This window comes from Paractinoplanes toevensis, from assembly GCF_018332695.1.
GTDB lineage: Bacteria > Actinomycetota > Actinomycetes > Mycobacteriales > Micromonosporaceae > Actinoplanes > Actinoplanes toevensis.
Genome location: NZ_BOQN01000050.1, coordinates 197,950 through 215,539, shown reverse-complemented (window position 1 = coordinate 215,539; position 17,590 = coordinate 197,950). Strand labels below are relative to the sequence as shown.

Annotated in this window: 13 protein-coding genes and 2 pseudogenes; 5 read left to right on the top strand and 10 right to left on the bottom strand. The window is 71.8% G+C overall.

What is annotated here, in order from left to right:
* The 7 genes and pseudogenes from Ato02nite_RS18980 to Ato02nite_RS18950 form a co-directional block, all read right to left on the bottom strand.
* On the bottom strand, window positions 1-475 hold a 475-nt coding region (locus tag Ato02nite_RS18980; RefSeq protein WP_213007901.1), incomplete at its 3' end, for a protein kinase domain-containing protein.
* Between the two features lie 63 nt (window positions 476-538).
* Window positions 539-2,884 (bottom strand): annotated as a pseudogene (locus Ato02nite_RS52535) (SAV_2336 N-terminal domain-related protein); the annotation flags it as partial.
* A gap of 2 nt (window positions 2,885-2,886) precedes the next feature.
* Window positions 2,887-3,861 (bottom strand): AAA family ATPase, encoded by a 975-nt coding sequence (locus Ato02nite_RS18970; RefSeq protein ID WP_213007881.1) that lies wholly within the window; start codon window positions 3,859-3,861, stop codon window positions 2,887-2,889.
* 15 nt (window positions 3,862-3,876) lie between these two features.
* Window positions 3,877-5,703: a VMAP-C domain-containing protein gene (locus Ato02nite_RS18965; protein WP_213007880.1), complete on the bottom strand. Its 1,827-nt coding sequence runs from the start codon at window positions 5,701-5,703 to the stop codon at window positions 3,877-3,879.
* Window positions 5,700-6,230, bottom strand: coding sequence for a hypothetical protein (locus tag Ato02nite_RS18960; protein ID WP_213007879.1), 531 nt, complete (start codon window positions 6,228-6,230; stop codon window positions 5,700-5,702). The genes Ato02nite_RS18965 and Ato02nite_RS18960 overlap by 4 nt, the downstream gene beginning before the upstream one ends.
* A 69-nt stretch (window positions 6,231-6,299) precedes the next feature.
* Window positions 6,300-8,045 carry a sensor histidine kinase gene (locus Ato02nite_RS18955; protein ID WP_246607195.1) on the bottom strand — a complete coding sequence of 582 codons (1,746 nt, stop codon included), beginning with the start codon at window positions 8,043-8,045 and terminating at the stop codon, window positions 6,300-6,302.
* The gene (locus Ato02nite_RS18950) at window positions 8,032-8,709 is read right to left on the bottom strand and encodes a response regulator (RefSeq protein WP_213007878.1); all 678 of its coding nucleotides are present in this window, start codon (window positions 8,707-8,709) and stop codon (window positions 8,032-8,034) included. Before Ato02nite_RS18950 ends, Ato02nite_RS18955 begins: the two co-directional genes overlap by 14 nt.
* 83 nt (window positions 8,710-8,792) lie before the next feature.
* Here Ato02nite_RS18950 and Ato02nite_RS18945 point away from each other — a divergent pair, with 83 nt between their 5' ends.
* The 3 genes from Ato02nite_RS18945 to Ato02nite_RS18935 are packed head-to-tail and all read left to right on the top strand — an operon-like array spanning window position 8,793 to window position 11,742.
* A complete protein-coding gene (locus Ato02nite_RS18945; RefSeq protein WP_213007877.1) occupies window positions 8,793-9,899 on the top strand; it encodes an efflux RND transporter periplasmic adaptor subunit in 1,107 nt (368 codons plus the stop codon).
* Window positions 9,896-10,564 carry an ABC transporter ATP-binding protein gene (locus tag Ato02nite_RS18940; protein WP_213007876.1) on the top strand — a complete coding sequence of 223 codons (669 nt, stop codon included), beginning with the start codon at window positions 9,896-9,898 and terminating at the stop codon, window positions 10,562-10,564. The genes Ato02nite_RS18945 and Ato02nite_RS18940 overlap by 4 nt, the downstream gene beginning before the upstream one ends.
* Entirely contained in the window at window positions 10,561-11,742 is a 1,182-nt protein-coding gene (locus Ato02nite_RS18935) for an ABC transporter permease (protein ID WP_246607194.1), read from the top strand. Before Ato02nite_RS18940 ends, Ato02nite_RS18935 begins: the two co-directional genes overlap by 4 nt.
* On the opposite strand, the gene Ato02nite_RS18930 is transcribed toward Ato02nite_RS18935, so the two are convergent.
* On the bottom strand, window positions 11,735-12,301 hold the full coding sequence (locus Ato02nite_RS18930; RefSeq protein ID WP_213007875.1) for a hypothetical protein: 567 nt from the start codon (window positions 12,299-12,301) through the stop codon (window positions 11,735-11,737). The genes Ato02nite_RS18935 and Ato02nite_RS18930 overlap by 8 nt on opposite strands.
* Window positions 12,302-12,417: 116 nt before the next feature.
* Here Ato02nite_RS18930 and Ato02nite_RS51675 point away from each other — a divergent pair.
* Together Ato02nite_RS51675 and Ato02nite_RS53295 are read left to right on the top strand one after the other, a co-directional pair.
* Window positions 12,418-12,762 (top strand): annotated as a pseudogene (locus tag Ato02nite_RS51675) (cellulose binding domain-containing protein); the annotation flags it as partial.
* 5 nt (window positions 12,763-12,767) lie between these two features.
* Entirely contained in the window at window positions 12,768-13,502 is a 735-nt protein-coding gene (locus Ato02nite_RS53295; RefSeq protein ID WP_438873055.1) for a hypothetical protein, read from the top strand.
* Window positions 13,503-13,547: 45 nt separating this feature from the next.
* On the opposite strand, the gene Ato02nite_RS18915 is transcribed toward Ato02nite_RS53295, so the two are convergent.
* Complete coding sequence (locus Ato02nite_RS18915) at window positions 13,548-14,759, bottom strand: epoxide hydrolase family protein (RefSeq protein ID WP_213007872.1); 1,212 nt, start codon at window positions 14,757-14,759, stop codon at window positions 13,548-13,550.
* Between the two features lie 66 nt (window positions 14,760-14,825).
* Window positions 14,826-17,543: a helix-turn-helix transcriptional regulator gene (locus tag Ato02nite_RS18910; RefSeq protein WP_213007871.1), complete on the bottom strand. Its 2,718-nt coding sequence runs from the start codon at window positions 17,541-17,543 to the stop codon at window positions 14,826-14,828.
* Window positions 17,544-17,590 lie beyond the last annotated feature (47 nt).

The window sequence follows — 17,590 nt, the reverse complement described above, 5'->3', positions numbered from 1 at the left end:
CGGGTTTCACGTCGCGGTGCACGATGCCGTTCGCGTGCGCGGCCTGCAGCGCGTCGGCGGCCTGGGCGACCAGCGCCATCGTGCGGGCCGGGGTGAGCCGGCCGACCCGGCTCAGCGTGCGGGACAGGGCGTCGCCCTCGACGTGCTCCATCACCAGGAACGCGAGCTGCTGGTCACTGCCGTAGTCGTAGACCTCGACGACCCCGGGGTGGTTGATCGTGGCCATGGTGCGGGCCTCTCCGCGGAACCGCTCGGCGAAGCCGGGCTCGTCCAGCAGGTCCGGGAGCAGGATTTTGACAGCGACCTTCCGGCCCAGCACCTCGTCGGTGCCACGCCACATGTCGCTCATACCGCCCCTGGCGACGAGCTCGTCGAGCCGGTACCGGCCGCCGAGGGTCACTCCTGGGCCGACGACGGCCGGACCACGGGCCGGTCGTTCCGGCGCGGAGATGGCTTGGCGGGCGGCCGCGCCCATGGCCGAGGCGGACGGCCAGCGGTCGGCCGGGTCCTTGGCCAGCGCGCGGTCCACGACCGCGCGTACGGACGGCGGGACGGAGGTGGGCAGCGGAGGCGGTGTCTCCTGCACGTGTTTGATGGCGACCTCCACCGGCGACGAGCCTTCGAACGGTGGGCGCCCGGAAAGGCACTGGTAGGCCACCGTTCCGAGGGCGTAGATGTCGGAGGCGGGTGTCGCCACTCCACCCGAGGCCCGCTCCGGGGACAGGTGGGCGGCCGAGCCGGGCGGCTGTATCCCATTCGGCGGTGTGACCGTGTTGTACAACGTCGCCTGACCGAGGTTGAAGTCGGTCAGCACCAGCACATCGTCCGGGATCACGAAAACCGTTTGGGGATCCAGATCGCCATGCATGACGCCCTTGGCGTGTGCCGCCTGCAGTGCGCTCGCCGCCTGCTCGACCAGGTGCATGGTGCGTTCCGGAGTCAGCTTCCCGCCCTGGCCCAGGGTCTGGGACAGGGTCTCACCCACGGTGTACCTCGTGACCAGGAACGCGACCTGCTGGTCGATGCCGTAGTCGTAGACGGGCACGATGTACGGGTTCTCGATCGTGGACAGGATGCGCGCACCACCGACGAACCGCTCGGCGAAGCCGGGCTCGTCCACCAACCCCGGGGGCATGATCTTGACGGTGACGACCCGGTCCAGCACCAGGTCGGTGCTGCGCCAAAGGTCGCCCGTCCCGCCGCTCGCGAGACGCCACTCGAGGCGATACCGGTCGCCGACGGTCGTCCCGCGACCGATCTGGAGGGGAGCGGAAGAGGCGGCTTCGCCCGGGTCGGGAAGCGACGGCGACTGAGGTCCAGGATCCCGGACGGACGGGGCCAACCGCTGGATCAGCTCCATCGGCATCCAGGCGAACGGGCGGTCCGCGACCGCTACGTCCACGCCGCCGTCGACCGTGGCGATGGCCTCGAACGTCGCGTTGGCCAGGCCCGCGTTCTCGCCCAGGTAGTCGGAGACGGCTCGCAGGACCTGATGCATGTCCGATACCCGCAGCTCGTCCAGCAGCAGGTCGCGGACGCCGGGCCGGAAGTTGAAGCGGTACAGCGCGTTCGACTCGGCGCCGATCCGCAGCAGCAGCCCGGACAGCAGCACCTCGGCGACGTGGGCCGGGCCGGAGGACGGCACCATCGCTCGCTGGACCAGCTGGATCACCTGAAGGTCGATCGGTGTCGCGGCGAGGCACACGGCCAGCCGGCAGGCATCCGGTGAGGCGGTGGCGAAGAACTGCTCGACCAGCTTGTCGGCGCTGTCCGGCAGAAGATCCGGCGCCGGTGCCGGCTCGTCGCGTGACGTGGTGGAGATGATCGCGGCCGCCATCTCGACCCCGCCGTCGGTGGCCCCGGCCACCGACCTCGACCACGACGCGAACCAGGCGGCCTCGATCTCGACCACCGGCACCGGTATCTCGGCCTCGGCGAGTGCGCGTGGCCGCCGGCGCCGCTCGACGAAGGTCTGCTCGCTGGTGAACGTGCCGGGCCGGAACGACAGGAAGGTCCCGTTACGTACGCGGAGGCCGGTGCGGGGCCAGAGCCGCTCCGGCAGTGGCTGGACGATGGCCACGTATCCGCGCATGGCCCACGCGCTCAGCACCTTCGCCGCCGCACCGTTGCGCCAGGCCTCGGCGGTCGCGTCGGTCAGCACCAGGAACACCCGGCGGCCGGAGAAGTCGACCAGTTCACTGGGGCTGCGCAGCCCCTGATCGGACGCCCTTTCCGGGACGATGCCGAGCTCACCCGCCGGTCCCGCGAGCAGGCGCCAGAGCCGGACGTCACGGAACGCGCCGAGCTGCCGCAGGGTCAGCTGAAGCTCGGCGGCGACGTCGGTCCAGAGTCCCATCGACGGGGCCGAGTCGACGATCACCACGGCATCCAGCCAGCGTTCCTGAGCGGGGCGCAGCACCGGGACGAACGGCCCGCCGTCGGCGATCCGCTGCGCGGTCGCGTCCTCGTCGAGCACCTCCGGCCGGCCGGTGTCGATCCGGCGCTTCAAGGGTTTCAACGCCCGTAACAGCGTGCTTCGCGCCGGCAGGGCGGTGGCCCGCCGGACTGCCACGGCGTGGCCGGTCACCTCGAACGTCTCCGGCTCCCCGGCGGACGGAAGGTTGAGGGGTATCCCCTCGAACGCCGGTTCGGCCGCCGGTAGAGGTGCGTCGCCGGGTGGGGTCAGGTCAAGGGTGGGTTCGTCGCCGGGGGAGTCCGGGGGCAGGATCACCGGCGTGACCGGGGGAACGGCTACCAGCCCGTTCGTGCCCAGCGCGGTCAGCCCCTCGACGGTGGCCGCCAACCACAATGCATCGGCGATCTCCAGCGAGTCGACGGCCAGACCGGCGCCGTGCAGGGCCGCGATGAGACCGTCGGTACGCATCGTCACGTCGTGGAGGAGAGGCTGCGCAGGACGCTGTCGATCAGGCCACCGCGGTCCGGAACCTCGATATTCATGGTCAGGAACACGGCGTTCAGCAGCTGGTCGGTGGAGAGCTGGGCCGAGTCGCGCTGCGCCAGGAAATGCTCGATCAGGTCGGCCGAACGCTCCCGGTACGCCGGGCCGAGGTGGGACTCGACGATCTGGGCGAGCCGGTCGGCGGTCGGCACGGCCAGTTCGAGCCGGATGCACCGGCGGAGGAAGGCGGGCGGGAAGTCCCGCTCGCCGTTGCTGGTGAGCACGACGATCGGGAAAGTGCTGCAGCGTACGGTTCCGCCGGCGAGCGGCACCGGTTCCTCCTGGCCGTGCGCGAACACCCGCTCGCCCTGGGCGCCGCCGCGGATCAGCTCCGGAATCGGGTACTCACCTTCCTCCAGCACGTTGAGAAGGTCGTTCGGCAGGTCGATGTCGCTCTTGTCGATTTCATCGATGAGCAGCACCCGGGGCCGGTCGAACGGCAGAAGAGCGGTGCCGAGCGGTCCGAGCCGGATGTACTGCCCGACGGTGGCCGGTGTCTGGCGGGAACCGTCGGGCAGGTTGCTGTCCTGCAGGCGGCCGATGGCGTCGTACCGGTAAAGGCCCTCCTGCAGGGTCGATCGGCTGTTGATCGGCCAGCGCAGGACCGGCCCCAGACCCAGCTCGTAGGCGACGGCGTAGGGCAGCGTCGACTTCCCGGTTCCCGGCGGGCCGGTGATCAGCAGTGGCCGGCGCAGGAAGAACGCGACGTTGAGGGCCTCCAGCTCGCGCGCCTCGGGCTGGTACGTCCGGGCTCGCTCGAGGTCGATGGGGTTGCGGTCCCACCAGCCGTCCTCGTCCAGTTGCAGGCTGGACGCGGCACTGAAGTTCCGCCACGGCGGCGCGGGCGGGAGCTCCCAGTCGTGTGGTGTCCCGGTGCCGCGGAAGACGTGCCAGTCGGTCATCGGTGCTCCATTCCGTCACGCCAGTTCGATGAGGGGTGCATCGGGTTCGGGCCGGCGTTCCGGGTCGTCCCACAGAAGGACCACGTTGGCGCCGGACGGCTCCTTTCCGGCGGCTGCGGCGTTGCGCATCTGCTGGATGACGTCGGGCAGCTCGTCGAGCCGGCTGATCGCGAGAAATCGCGACACCGACTGGCGGAACCGGTCGCCGGAGCACTCGTCGGCGGCCTCACCGGATCGGTGTTCCGGGCAGGTGTCGCGGCTCCACACCGCGGCCGGCACGCCGGCGTAGAGCGCGACGCCCAGCGCGTCCTCGGTGAACTGCCGAGGTTGCTGGGCCAATCCGAGGAGCGCGATCTCGGGGCGCAGCCGCAGGCCGGCGTCGAATTCGTCGGAGGTCGACCGGTCGTCGCAGGTGATCCACTCCGCGCTGCCGGCCCCGTCGTGCAGCCGCCGCCAGCGCTCGTGCCACGAGTGCCAGGTCTCGTCGTCGGACAATCTCTCGAGGTCCCGGATGGCGACCGGATTGGTGCGGCCCAACCGGGAGAACCTGCCGACCAGGAGGTTTTCGAAGTCCTCGTCGAACAGGGCTTCCGGAACCACGAACTCGACGCCGGCGAAACCCTGCAGGCGTTTGAGGAGTGGTCGCAACAGCTGGGCGACGAGCGTGCGGGTGCCGGTCAGGTCGCGACCCTGACCGTCGTCGCAGTAGACCTTCATGCCGCGGTTGCCGTGCTCCTGCACCCAGACGGTGAGCAGGAACCGATGGCGGTCGAGGGCGGTGGGTTTGATCTGGACGATGATCGAGGGACGTTCGATCTCCCGGGGGCGCGTGCCGGCCAGGTCCCGCCGCCATCTTTCGAGATCCTCGTACTCGCCGCGCCGACCGGCTACGCGTACGGCCCACTCGCGCAACGACGCCTGAACCGGATTCCGCTCGCTCTCGGTGAGGCGGTGCACGAGGCGCAGCAGCGGGTGCGGCTGGCCCGGTCGGGCCAGGAGATCGGCCAGCTGATAGCAGAGCTGCCGGGGGTTGTTGATCGGCTCGGGCGGCAGGGCGGTGGACGGCGCCACCGCATCGGAATACAGGGAGAGCAGGTCGGGAGTGCTCTCCAGGTGGGTCATCAGTTCGAGCAGCTCGGCCTCCTCGCCCGCGTCCAGCGTGTTGGTTCTGGTGGTGGCCAGCCCGCGCCGCACGCCGATCCACGAACCCCGCGCGTGGTGCCGGTCGTGCGCACGCCACAGACCCGCCTGGTTCACCTCGGTCAGGCGCCGCAGCCCGCGAAGCGGAACGAGCAGCCCACCGCGTTCGCTGTCCACCTCCCGGCTCGTCTTGATCACCGCGCACACCGCGCCCCGGTCCAGGTCCAGGACCGGTCCACCGGACATGCCGGGCGCGATCTCGTCGCCGGTGAAGCGCCACAGCTCGTCGTCGTCGCCGTGCGGCCCCGCGTAACTTCCGTTCGCGGAGTGCGACTTCAGGTCCGCGCTGTAGATCGAGGAGTGCCCGAGCAGGAAGAGCGGGGTAGCGATCGGGATGCTCTGATCACTGAGCCAGACGCAGTCGTGGACGGTTGCCTGCGGAACCGTGATCAGTGCGAGATCCGGATAGGGCCACGGCTCGTCCGGGTGGCCGGCTTTGGCCGGTGCCGCCTCGCTGACCTCGCCGGGGAGGCGATTGCCCTGCCAGACCACCTCGACCTGTCCGCGTGGGGCCACATGGGCGCAGGTCAGGACCAAGTCGGGCCCGATCCAGAAGCCGCTGCCGATGGTGCCGTCGGCGGCGTCGATGCGAACGAGGGATCGCCGCAACTGCCGGATCGCCTCGCTGCGTGGCTCGATCATGTCGGCGGTTCGATCAGTTCCAGGATGAAGGTGCGGATGTCCATGCCCGGCTCGCTCCGGGGCCGCGCGCCCACATCCTGCGGGCCACCTCGGGCGCCCGGTGCGCCGGCCACCGCGGCCGCGCGTACGGCCTGAAGTTTGGTGTCGGCCTCGGCCGCTGCCACCCGTGCCGCGGCCGCCTGGGTGGCCTCCGTCTGCGCCTCCGTGCGAGCCTGATCGGCCGCCTGGTTGGCGGTGTCGGCTGCGGACTGCGCCGACTGCGCGGCCGAGCGGTGCACCTCGCGGCCGAAGAGCCAGCCGACCGCGGTGAACACGAGGGCCTCCACCGCGCCGAAGACGAAGACTCTTCGCTGCCAGACGGCGTCGTCCCCGTCGGCGATCCAGATCATCGTGACGACCAGGGCGGCAAAGCCGATCAGCAGGCCGGCGGTCACCCCGAACTGCCTGCCCCACCGTTTGGCCTGCTCGGCGACCGACGGATCTGACTGCTCTCCGACCACTGGCTCCTCTTCCTTCAAAGAGGACATGGTCGTCCTCGGAGCGGGAGGGGGCAGTCGGCTTGCCGACAAAGTCCCACAGCGGCTGCGGACCGCGCCTTACGGCGTACCCGAGGGGGGTGCCTGCCGCGACAACGGCAGCGTGACGGTGAAGGTGCTGCCGGCGCCGACCCGGCTGGTCGCGGTGACCCGGCCGTCGTGGGCCTCGGCCAGCTTCCGCACGATCGCCAGGCCGAGTCCGCTGCCACCGGTGGCCCGGCTGCGCGAGGCGTCCGTACGCCAGAAGCGGTCGAAGATCTTTTCCAGGTCTTCGGCCGCGATGCCCTCGCCGGTGTCGATGACCTCGATGACGAAGTCATCGGCGGTCACCGCGGTGCGGACGGTGACCTGGCCGCCCCGGTCGGTGTGCCGGACGGCGTTGGAGAGCAGGTTGCCGACGATCTGGCGCAGCCGGACCGGGTCCACCGACAGCTGCCGGTCGACGGTGAAATCGGCGGTCACCCCGCGGTGTGCCTCGACGACCGGGGCCAGGACGTCGTTGATGTAGACGAACTCGGGATGGATCCGCAGGGTTCCGGTGTCCGCGGCGGCCAGGTCGCGCAGGTCGTCCACGATGTGGTGCAGCACCACCGTCTCGTCGAGCAGCACCTCCAGCAGCCGCGGATCGGTCGGGGTCATCCCGTCCTGGGCGGCCTCGAGCCAGCCGCGGATGTTGGTCAGCGGCGTGCGGAGCTCGTGGGCCAGGTCGCTGACCAGGGCCTGACGCTGCGCCTCCAGGGTTTCCCGCCGTTCGAAGAGGTCGTTGAGGGCCATCGCCAGGTAGCCGATCTCGTCGCGGGTGCCGACCGGGACCCGGCTCTGCTGTTCGACCGGGCGGCGGACGGATTCGGTGAGCCGCCGCAGCGGGCGGACCAGGCGGGTTCCGACCAGGACGGTGACCGCGATCGCGACCACCAGGACGAGGCCGGTTCCGGCGGCGATCCGGAGCACGTTGCCGCGGGTGAGGCTGATCGACGGTGCTGTCGTGCCGCTCCCGGCGTCGGTGATGAAGAGCAGGGCCGGCGGCGCCACGTACGGGGTGAGCTGGGCCTGACGTGCGGAGAGCAGGCATTTCTGGAGGTCGGCCGGGGTGACGTCGCGGGGGAGCAGCCGGTCCAGGGGCGTCACGTCGAACAGCGGCCCGATGCTGACGTACGACGACGTCTTCAGACCGGTGCAGCTGTCCATCATCCCGGTCAGCGCGCTCAGCGCCTTCGCCTCGGTCGGCGTCGGCGCCAGGAGTTCCTTGGCCGCGCACACACCGTTCTCCACCGGCAGCGGGGACACGACGGGACGGCCGTTGGGCAGGTGGGTCAGCCGGATGTTGAGGTTTCCCTTCATGCATTTCAGAGCCTGCTGCGCGTACCCGTCCAGCGCGCGGCGTTCCGCGGTGGTGAGCCGGTACGGCCCGACCGCGCGGGAGTCGATGGCGCCGTTCTCCCGCAGCGGGTCGATGGTGGCGGAGGGCCGGGCGGGGCCGATGTCCGGCCCGGCCGGCGCCGAGTCGGCGATCATCTGCCGGTCCCGGGTCAGCAGGGTCACCCGGTGGCCGGTGCGCCGGCTCAGGTCGGCGACGGTGGGTGCGACGCCGTCCCACCGGGCGTGGGTGGCCGCGTACCCGATCAGGGTGTCGTGGATCAGGGCGTCGTCGGTGATCGAACGGCCCTGCTGCTGCTGGATGGCCTGGGTGGTGGTGTGCGCCGTCAACCAGGTGGCCGCGGTGATCGCCGCGACCGCGATCAGGATCGACGTGGCCAGCAGCCGCATGATCAGGCTGCGGTGGAACGGCAGGTCAGGAACTCTCATGGAGCGGATCCGTCAGCTTGTACCCGAGGCCGTACACCGACAGCAGCCGGCGCGGATGCCGCGGATCGGACTCGATCTTGCGCCGCAGGTTCAGCACGTGGGTGTCGACCGCCCGGTCGGCGGCGTCCCGGTCCAGCTGCTTGCGGGAGAAGACCCGGTCGGGCTGCCCGGCCAGCATCGCCAGGATCGCGAACTCGGCCGGCGTGCAGGCGACGCGGCTCTCCCCGACGGCGACGGTCCGCCGGGACAGGTCCACCGTCAGGTCACCGACGTGCAGGACGGTGTCGTCACCGCGGACCCGGTCCACCCGCCGCAGCAGCGTCCGCACCCGGGCCACCAGCTCCCGCGGGCTGTACGGCTTGGTCAGATAATCGTCGGCGCCGAGGTCCAGGCCCAGCAGCAGGTCCTCCTCGGCGGATCGGGCGGTGAGCATCAGGACCAGGACGGACGACTCCCGGCGCAGGATCCGGCACACGTTCAGCCCGTCCAGGCCCGGCATCATGACGTCGAGAACGACCAGGTCGGGGCGTTGCCGACGGGCCGCGGCGAGCGCCTGCTGCCCGTCGTGGACGACGACGAGGCGGTGGCCTTCCGAGCGCAGGTAGTTGCCCAGGAGCTCGGCCTGCCGGCGGTTGTCCTCCGCGACGAGAATGTGGGCGCACACCCGGCGGACTATAGGCCGCCACCTGCGGCGACCCGCAATTGTTCTTGACAGTTCCCCGACAATCGACCGGCAGCCTTCCGGCCATGCAGTCTTCCCGCCGGGCCGCCGTCGTCGCGGCTGCTCTCGCCGTTCCGGCCGCGGCCCTCGGTCTCCTGCGCTGGACCGGCCGAGCCGAGACTCCCGTCCCGGTTGCCTCTCCGGTCGCGACCACCACGGTCGAGAAAGGCGACATCTCGACGGTACGGACGATGCCGGGCACCCTGGGTCACGGGGCGGTCCGGGTCATCCGCGGTGCCCGGACCGGAGTGATCACCTGGCTGCCGGCCGCCGGGGCCACGATCACCCGCGGTAAACGGGTGTACGCGGTGAACGACCAGCCCGTGCCGCTGTTCTACGGCCGGACGCCGCTCTACCGCGACCTGGCGACGCCGGGCACGGTGGGGCGCGACGTGCGGGTGGTGCGCGACAACCTGCGGGCCCTCGGCTACTCCGTGGGCGCGCAGCCGTCGGTCGTGACCGAACCCGTTCCCGCTGGTTCCGCGGTGCCCGGCCAGACCGTCAAGCGCACGGTCCACGACGGCGAGGCCGCCCTGACCGCGACCCTGCTCAAGGCGATCAGGACATGGCAGGCGGATCTCCAGATTCCGGCCGGCCCGCTCACGGCGGGTTCCGTTCTCGTCCTGCCCGCCGCCGTCCGGGTCAGCGCGTTGTCGGCCCAGGTCGGCGACCCGGCCGCGGCCGAGCTGATGTCGGCCACCTCGACCAGCAAGGTGATCACCGTGCAGGCCGACGAGAGCGAGGCCGCCGCGATCGACAACGGCGACCGCGCCACCGTGGCCCTCTCCGACGGCAGCACCACGCCGGCCCGGGTCACCTCGGTGAGCACGGCGTTGCAGACCCCGGACGGCGGCTCCACCCCGAAACTCGCCATCACGCTCGCCCTCGACCAACCGGCCGTGCTGAAACGCGTCGACTCGGCCGACCTCCAGGTCTCCTTCGCGGCGCAGACGCACAAGCAGGTCCTGATCGTGGCGACCGGCGCGCTGCTCGCCCTGCGCGAGGGCGGATACGCGCTGCAGACCCCGGACGGCACCCTGATCGCCGTCCGGACCGGCATCTTCGCGGGCGGCCGGGTCGAGGTCAGCGGCGCCGGCGTCACCGCCGGCCTGACCGTGGTGACCACCGGATGAGCGTCGTGCTGGCGGTGCGCAACGCCACCATGCGGTACGCCGGGGCGGTCACCGCGCTCGACGACGTGTCCCTCGATATCGAGCGGGGCGAGATGCTGGCCATCGTCGGGCCGTCCGGCTCCGGCAAGTCGACTCTGCTGAACCTCATGGGCACCCTCGACCGGCCCACCTCCGGAACGATCGAGATCCTCGGCCAGGACGTCACCCGGTTGTCCGACCGGCGGCTGTCCGACCTGCGTGGCCGCTGGCTCGGCTTCGTCTTCCAGCAGTTCCACCTGACCGCCGGGTTGAGCGCGGCCGAGAACGTCGGCACCGGCCTGCTCTACGCCGGAGTGCCCCGCCGGCACCGCCGCCGGCTCGCCGAGGAGGCCCTCGACCGGGTCGGGCTCGGCCACCGCCGCACCCACCGGCCGCACCAGCTCTCCGGCGGCGAACGGCAGCGGGTGGCCATCGCCCGCGCCCTGGTCAACGGCCCGGCCCTGGTGCTGGCGGACGAGCCGACCGGCGCCCTGGACACCGCCAACGGCCAGGCCGTGATCGACCTGCTGACCCGGCTGAACGCGGAGGGCACGACCATCGCCGTCATCACCCACGACCGGGACATCGCGGCCCGGGCGCCGCGACAGGTACGGATGCTGGACGGCCGCCTGGTCGGTGCCGGGTGAGCCGCCTCGGCCCCCGCGACCTGCTCGGGGTCGGACTGGTCGGCATCCGGACCCGGAAGATGCGGGCCGCGCTGTCGTCGCTGGGCATCGCGATCGGCATCGCCACCATGCTGGTGGTGACCGGCATTCCGGCGTCCAGCCAGGCCGACCTGCTGCGCACGCTGTCGGCGCTGGGCACCAACACCCTGCAGGCGATGCCCGTACCGGACCGGAACCCGCCGGTGACGCTGCCGGAGGACGCACCGGCCATGGTGGCCCGGATCGGCCCGGTGCTGGCCGCCAGCGCCGTGGCCAACACCCACGCCGTGATCCGCCGCAACGACCGGACCGATCCCGCGGACGGGCTCGGGCTGACCGTGCTGGCCGGCCGGGCCGATCTGCTGACCACGCTGAACGGCCGGGTCCGGGCCGGCCGTTTCCTCGACGCCACCAGCGAGACCCTGCCGATGGTGGTGCTCGGCGCGGTGGCCGCGACCCGGCTCGGCATCACCGGCCTGCCGGTCGGCGGGGCCGGGCCCCAGGTGATGATCGGCGACCGCTGGGTGACCGTGATCGGCATCCTGGACAGCGTCCCGCTGTCGCCCGACATCGACCGGGCCGCGCTGATCGGATGGGAGGCCGCGCGCACCCTGACGCACTTCGACGGCCACCCCACGGTGATCTACCTGCAGGCCGAGGAGGACCAGATCGAGGCGGTCGGCGCCGTCCTGCCGGCCACCATCGATCCCGAGAGGCCGTCGAACGTCCAGGTCACCCGCCCGTCCGACGCCCTCGCCGCCAAGCGGGCCACGCAGAGCAGCTTTTCCGCCCTGTTCCTCGGCCTCGCCGCGATCGCCCTGCTGGTCGGCGGCATCGGCGTGGCCAACACCATGGTGATCTCGGTTCTCGAGCGGCGTTCCGAGATCGGGCTGCGCCGCGCGCTGGGCGCCCACCGCGGCCAGATCCGGGCCCAGTTCATCACCGAGTCCGTCGTGCTGTCCGCGATGGGCGGCCTGGCCGGCACTCTGCTCGGGACCGCAGCCGTCGCCGGTTACGCGTGGTACCAGCGGTGGCCGGTGGTCATCCCGGCCGGCGCGGCCCTGGCCGGCCTGGCCGGAGCGCTGCTGACCGGAGTGATCGCCGGTGCCTACCCGGCGATGCGCGCCGCCCGGCTGATGCCGACCGAGGCCCTCAGTTGAGCGTCGAGTAGTAGTCGGCGAACGCCTCGCGCTCGCAGTCGTCCAGCCAGTGGCCGTCGCTCCGGCCGGGCAGCCCGTTCACCAGAGCCGGCGCGTCGTTCTCGACGACGGCCTCGATGCCGTGCGATTTCAGGCACTTGACGTTTGCCTCGACGTGGTCGGCGTACTGCGGGTCGAGTCGCTTTGCCCGCTGGATCGGGAGTTCGGGTTCCTTGGGTCCGCAATTCTTCTTGATCTTGTCGACGACCCCGGCACTCAGATCGAAGTCCTCGAGGTCGGACGGATATCCGCCGTTCCGGCCCTTGACGGCCCCCTGCTTCGGGAAGCCGTTCGCCCGCAGGCAGTCGATGTAGACGTCCTGCAGCCGGGTTCGCTCCTCCTCGGAGGCGTCGGCCCGGATGAGCGGCCGCTCCGAGGGGGAGGCCGCCGCCGAGGCGGTGGCGGTGGGCTGCGCGATGCTGGCGACGCCGGGGGTGTCGGTCTTCTCGGCGCCGCCGCAGCCACCGAGCAGGCTGACGGTGGTGGCGAGGACCATCGCCCGGTTCTTCGTGATGAACATGCCGGAATCCTCGCCACTCAATGTCAGCGAACTGTCGAGAGCCAACCCCCTTTCGAAAACGTTTTCGGGAGGCATGGTGATAGACAAACATCAATCTCCAGTTCTCGGAGGAAACGATGCGCTCTCGACAAACCCGCAGCCTGCTGGCGTTAGCGACGGCGGCCGTCCTCGGTGCCACGGTCGCCGCCACCGCGACCGGAGCCGATGCTGCCGCGGCCGGTTGCCGGGTGTCCTACACGGTCGGTTCGCAGTGGCAGGGCGGCTTCGGCGCCGCCGTGGCCGTCACCAACCTCGGCGATCCGATCAGCGGTTGGACGCTGCGCTGGTCGTTCGGCGCCGGCCAGTCGGTCACCCAGGCGTGGAACGCCACGGTGGCCCAGAGCGGCGCCGCGGTGACCGCCGTCAACGTCGGTTACAACGGGGCGCTGGCCACCGGCGGCAGTGCCTCGTTCGGCTTCAACGGATCGTGGACCGGCAGCAACCCGGTGCCGTCCGCGTTCACCCTGAACGGCGTCACCTGCACCGGTTCGGTCACCCCGACGACGGCACCCACCACGCCGGCGACGACCGCTCCGACGACCAGCCCGACCCCGGCCCCGACGGCTCGGCGGTCCCCGGGACGGTCCGGGTGCTCTGGCTCAAACCCACCGACGTGGCGTACGACCAGCGTTACCCCGACGGGATCGCGGCCGTCGTGCGCGAGGCCCAGCGCTACTACAAGCAGGAGCTCGGCAAGACCTTCGCGCTCAACAACACCGTCGTCGAGGTGGTCAACGGCGAGCACGACTGGAACTGGTACATCACCACCAACTGCACTGGCAGCGACCACTACTGGTGCGTGGTCAGCAACATGCAGCAGGAACTGATGCGCCGGTTCGGCATCCGCAACCCGGACAGCCGATGGCTGTGCGTGGGTGAGATCAGCGCCGAGGAGCCCAACCAGTCCGGCGGCGGCGCCAGCCCCGGCTGGGTGCTGCTCAGCGGCCACGACGCGGACGGCGCGGCCGGCATCAACGGGGCGATGAACCGCTGGTACGGCGGCATGGTGCACGAGCTGGGCCACGGCTTCGGCCTGCCCGACTCCACGTCGACCGACGGCACCCCGATGTCCGCGTCGTTCTACGACTACCCGAACACCCACTTCGGCCAGGCCCAGAAGAACGCGATCCTGGCCGGCCCGTACGGCAGCTTCCTGTCCTGACCCGCGGACCGCCGGGGCCGGATCGGCCCCGGCGGTCAAGGCCGGTCAGCGCAGGGAGCGGAAAGCGGCGCGCAGTTCGGTGGCGAACAGGGCCGGCTCCTGCCAGGCGGCGAAGTGGTTGCCCCGGTCGAGTTCGTTGAAGTAGATGAGGTTCGGGTACGCCCGCTCGGCCCAACTGCGGGGGACCTGGTAGATCTCGTTCGCGAACGTGCTCACCGCGGCCGGCACGGTCACGTTCTTGACGTCGAAGAAGCCGGACGTGTTCTCCCAGTACAGCCGGGCCGAGGAGACCCCGGTGTTGGTCAGCCAGGTGTAGGTGATGTTGTCCAGCACCTCGTCGAGGGTCAGGCCGCCGACGGGATGACCGGTGACGGCGGCGGCGATGTCCCGGTAGCTGCCGGCGTCATGGTTGATCATCCAGGAGGCCAGGGCGACCGGCGAGTCGGCCAGGCCGTACATGGTCTGTGGGCGGGTCCCCATCTGCACCCCGTACCCGACGCCCTTCGCCATGAAGTAGTTCAGCTGGTCGAACGTACGGCTCTCCTCCTTGGAGAGATCGGCCGGCGGCGGGTCGCCGGCGCCGAGCACGTTGCGGGCCAGCGAGAGCCAGATGTCCGCCGGGACGACGCCGGCCATGTTGGTGTGGATGCCGGCCAGCCCCGGAGGTGCCTGCACACCCAGCAGGTCGGTGACGATCGCGCCCCAGTCGCCGCCCTGCGCCACGTATCGCGGGTAGCCGAGGCGGCCCATCAGCACGTCCCACGCCCGCGCGATCCGGACCGGGCTCCAGCCGAGGTCGCGCGGCTTGCCGGAGTAGCCGTAACCCGGCATCGAGGGGATCACCACGTCGAAGGCGTCGGCCGTGCTCGCGCCGTGGGCGGCCGGGTCGGTCAGTGGCCCGATGATGTTCAGCAGCTCGATGACCGAGCCGGGCCAGCCGTGCGTGATGATGACCGGCAGCGCGTTCGGGTGCGGCGAGCGGACGTGGATGAAGTGGATGTCCACGCCGTCGATCTCGGTGACGAAGTTCGGCAGGGCGCCCAGCCGCTGCTCGTGCCGGCGCAGGTCGTGCTCGGTGGCCCAGTAACGCGCCAGCTCCTGCATCACCGTCTGCTGCACGCCCTGCGAGAAGTCGGGGACGAGTTCGGGGTCGGGCCAGCGGGTGGCCGTGATGCGGGCGCGCAGCCCCTCGATGTCCGCCTCGCCGGCGACCGGGATCGGGAACGGCCGGATGGTGGTGTGTTCCGTCGTAGTCATGGGCGAAGCCTGCGCGCCAGGTCCCGCGCTTCGCCCCCGTGCGGCACGCGGGGTTGGCTACCGGGTTCACCGACCGGGTAGGACACCCGCCAGATCGCGCCGGGACCGGATGCCGAGCTTGGTGAACACGTTGCGCAGGTGCCACTCCACGGTCCGGGAGCTGAGGAAGAGCCGGGTGCCGATCTCCGGATTGGAGAGTCCGTCCCGGGCCAGCTGGGCGATCTGCCGCTCCTGGGCGGTCAGCTCGTCGTGGGTGCCCGCCGACCGCTTGCGCACGTGCTCACCGGTCGCCGCGAGCTCGGCGCGAGCGCGTTCCGCGAAGGCCTCCATCCCGATCGCGGTCAGCATCTCGTGGGCCGTGCGCAGCTGGTCGCGGGCGTCCGCCGGGCGGTTCTCGCGGCGCAGCCACTCGCCGTACAGCAGGCGCGCCCGGGCGGCCTCCGGGCGTAACGGGGTGCGGCTCAGCCGTTCGATCGCCTCGCGGTACAGCCCGTCGGCGGACGGCCCGCCGAGCAGAGCCCGGGACCGCGCCCGGATGCCGAGCGGGAAGTCGCCGTCGAAGGGCCGAGTCGCCTCGTCCAGCCGGCGGTAGGCGTCCCGGGCCAGGCCCAGGTCGCCGGCCCGGACGGCGGCCTCGACGAGCTCCGGCAGCATCCAGCCGAAGACCCAGTGGTTGAGGGCGGCCGCCGAGGCAGCCGGGCGGGCGGCCGACACCGCCTGCGGGTACCGGGCGAGGCCGTTGTTCAGGACGGCGATCGCCCACCGCACCCGGACGGCATCCCCGCCGAAGCCTTCGACCGCGGCGGCGACCTCGTCGTCCCGGCCCTGGAGGGCGCGCAGCCGCAGCAGGGCGTAGGGCGGCAGGCGGGCGCCGGTGGCGGCGGTCACGCCGTCGAGCTCGGCGATGAGCGACTCGGTGGCCGCGAAATCGCCGTTCCACGCGACCGCCATCGCCAGGTAGGTCAGGTGGCTGGGCAGGGCGGCCAGTTCGCCGGCATCGCGGGCGACCCGGAGATTACGCTCGGCGATCCGGTACCAGCCGTCGCCGTCCCACAGCGCCGCGCGGGCGCCGACGGCCATCCAGCCCCAGCGCAGGATGTCCTCCGCCGGCATGCCGGTGAGCGCGTCCGCCGCTCGCCGCAGCGCCGGTGCGGCGACCGTACAACCCTCGATGATCAGCTGGGCGAAACCGTCGAGGAGCAGGTCCCGCGGGTGCGCGGTGCCGGTCGGCGGGGGCAGCGATCGTACGCCCTGGCAGATCTCCACGATGACGTCCCGGGCGGCCAGGTCGTCGGCCATCCCGGCCGCGCCCCAGGCGGTCAGGTAGATCTCCCGCGCGAGTTCCACGTCGATCGGTGCCAGTCGCGCGGCGGCCTCCCGCAACAGCGGGAGCGCGTCGGTCCAACGGCCGGCGCTCAGCGCGACGTGGGCCCGGATCCGGCAGGCCACGGCGCTCTGGACGTCGGTGAGCGGTCCGGCCTCCGCCAGGGCGACCAGCCCGAGAGCCGCGTCGAGCTCATCGGCCTGGCAGCCCGCCTGCGCCGCGGCGAGAGCGCGATCCGCCCGCCGGTCCGGCTCGTTCGTCATCGCCACGGCGCGTACCAGGAACATCGCGGCGGCGGCGAGCCCGCCGCGCTCCCGGGCCCGGCCGGCGGCGCGTTCGAGTTCCGTCGCGACCTTCTCGTCCGGTCCGGCGGCCGCCGCGGCCAGGTGCCAGGCCCGGCGGTCCGGATCGACGTCGGGATCGGTCACCTCCGCCAGCACCCGATGGGCCGCGCGGCGATCCGCCGCCGCGGCCGACCGGTAGATCGCGGAGCGGGCCAGCGGGTGATGGAACGTCACCCGCTCACCGATCGTCAGCAGGCCTTCGGCCTGGGCGGTGTCCGCCGCGGCCGGTGCGATGCCGAGCCGCTCGGCCGCGCGCCACAGCAGCAGCGGATCGCCAGCCGGTTCCGCCGCCGCCACCAGCAGCAGGCGCCGCCCGGCATCGGACAGCAGTTCCAGGCGCCGGACGAAGCTCTCCTGGATGCGCCAGGTGAGCGCCTGCCCGCCCAGCACGTCGAAGCCACCGGCCAACTGGGCGGCGCTCAGCCCCTGCGGCAGCTGGAGCAGGGCCAGCGGATTTCCGCCGGTCTCGGCCACGATCCGGTCCTGGACGGCCTCGTCCAGCTTGACCCGCACCGCGGACCTGAGCAGCGCACGGGCGTCCGCGTCGCCGATGCCCCGCACCGCCAGCTCGGGCAGGTGCCCGAGCACGTCGCCGGACTCCCGGGCCGCGAACACCATCCCGACCGGCTCCGCCAGCAGTCGGCGGGCGACGAAGGCCAGGGTCAGTCCCGATGTCACGTCCAGCCATTGGGCGTCGTCGACGACGCACAGCAGCGGGCGCTGCTCGGCTACCGCCGTGAACAGGCTCAGCACCGCGAGCCCGATGAGGAACCGGTCGGGGGCCGGACCGGGCCGGAGGCCGAACACGATCTCCAGGGACTGCCGCTGCGGGTCGGGCAGCCGGTCGAGCCGGTCGAGCAGCGGCCCGCACAGCTGGTGCAGCCCGGCGTAGGCGAGTTCCATCTCCGACTCGACGCCGGCCGCCCGGACCACCAGCAGGTCGGACGCGGACTCGACCAGATGGCCCAGCAGGGCCGTCTTCCCGATGCCGGCCTCGCCGCGGACCACCAGGGACCGGCTCTCGCCACGGCGGGTCGACGAGACGAGGTCGTCGAGCACCGCGCACTCGTCCGCCCGGCCGCGAAGCCGCGTGCGCCTGCCCGCTCGCGAGCTCATCAGTGCCCCCTCACCGCAAGGGGGACCCTACGCTCCCGGCCCGGCCG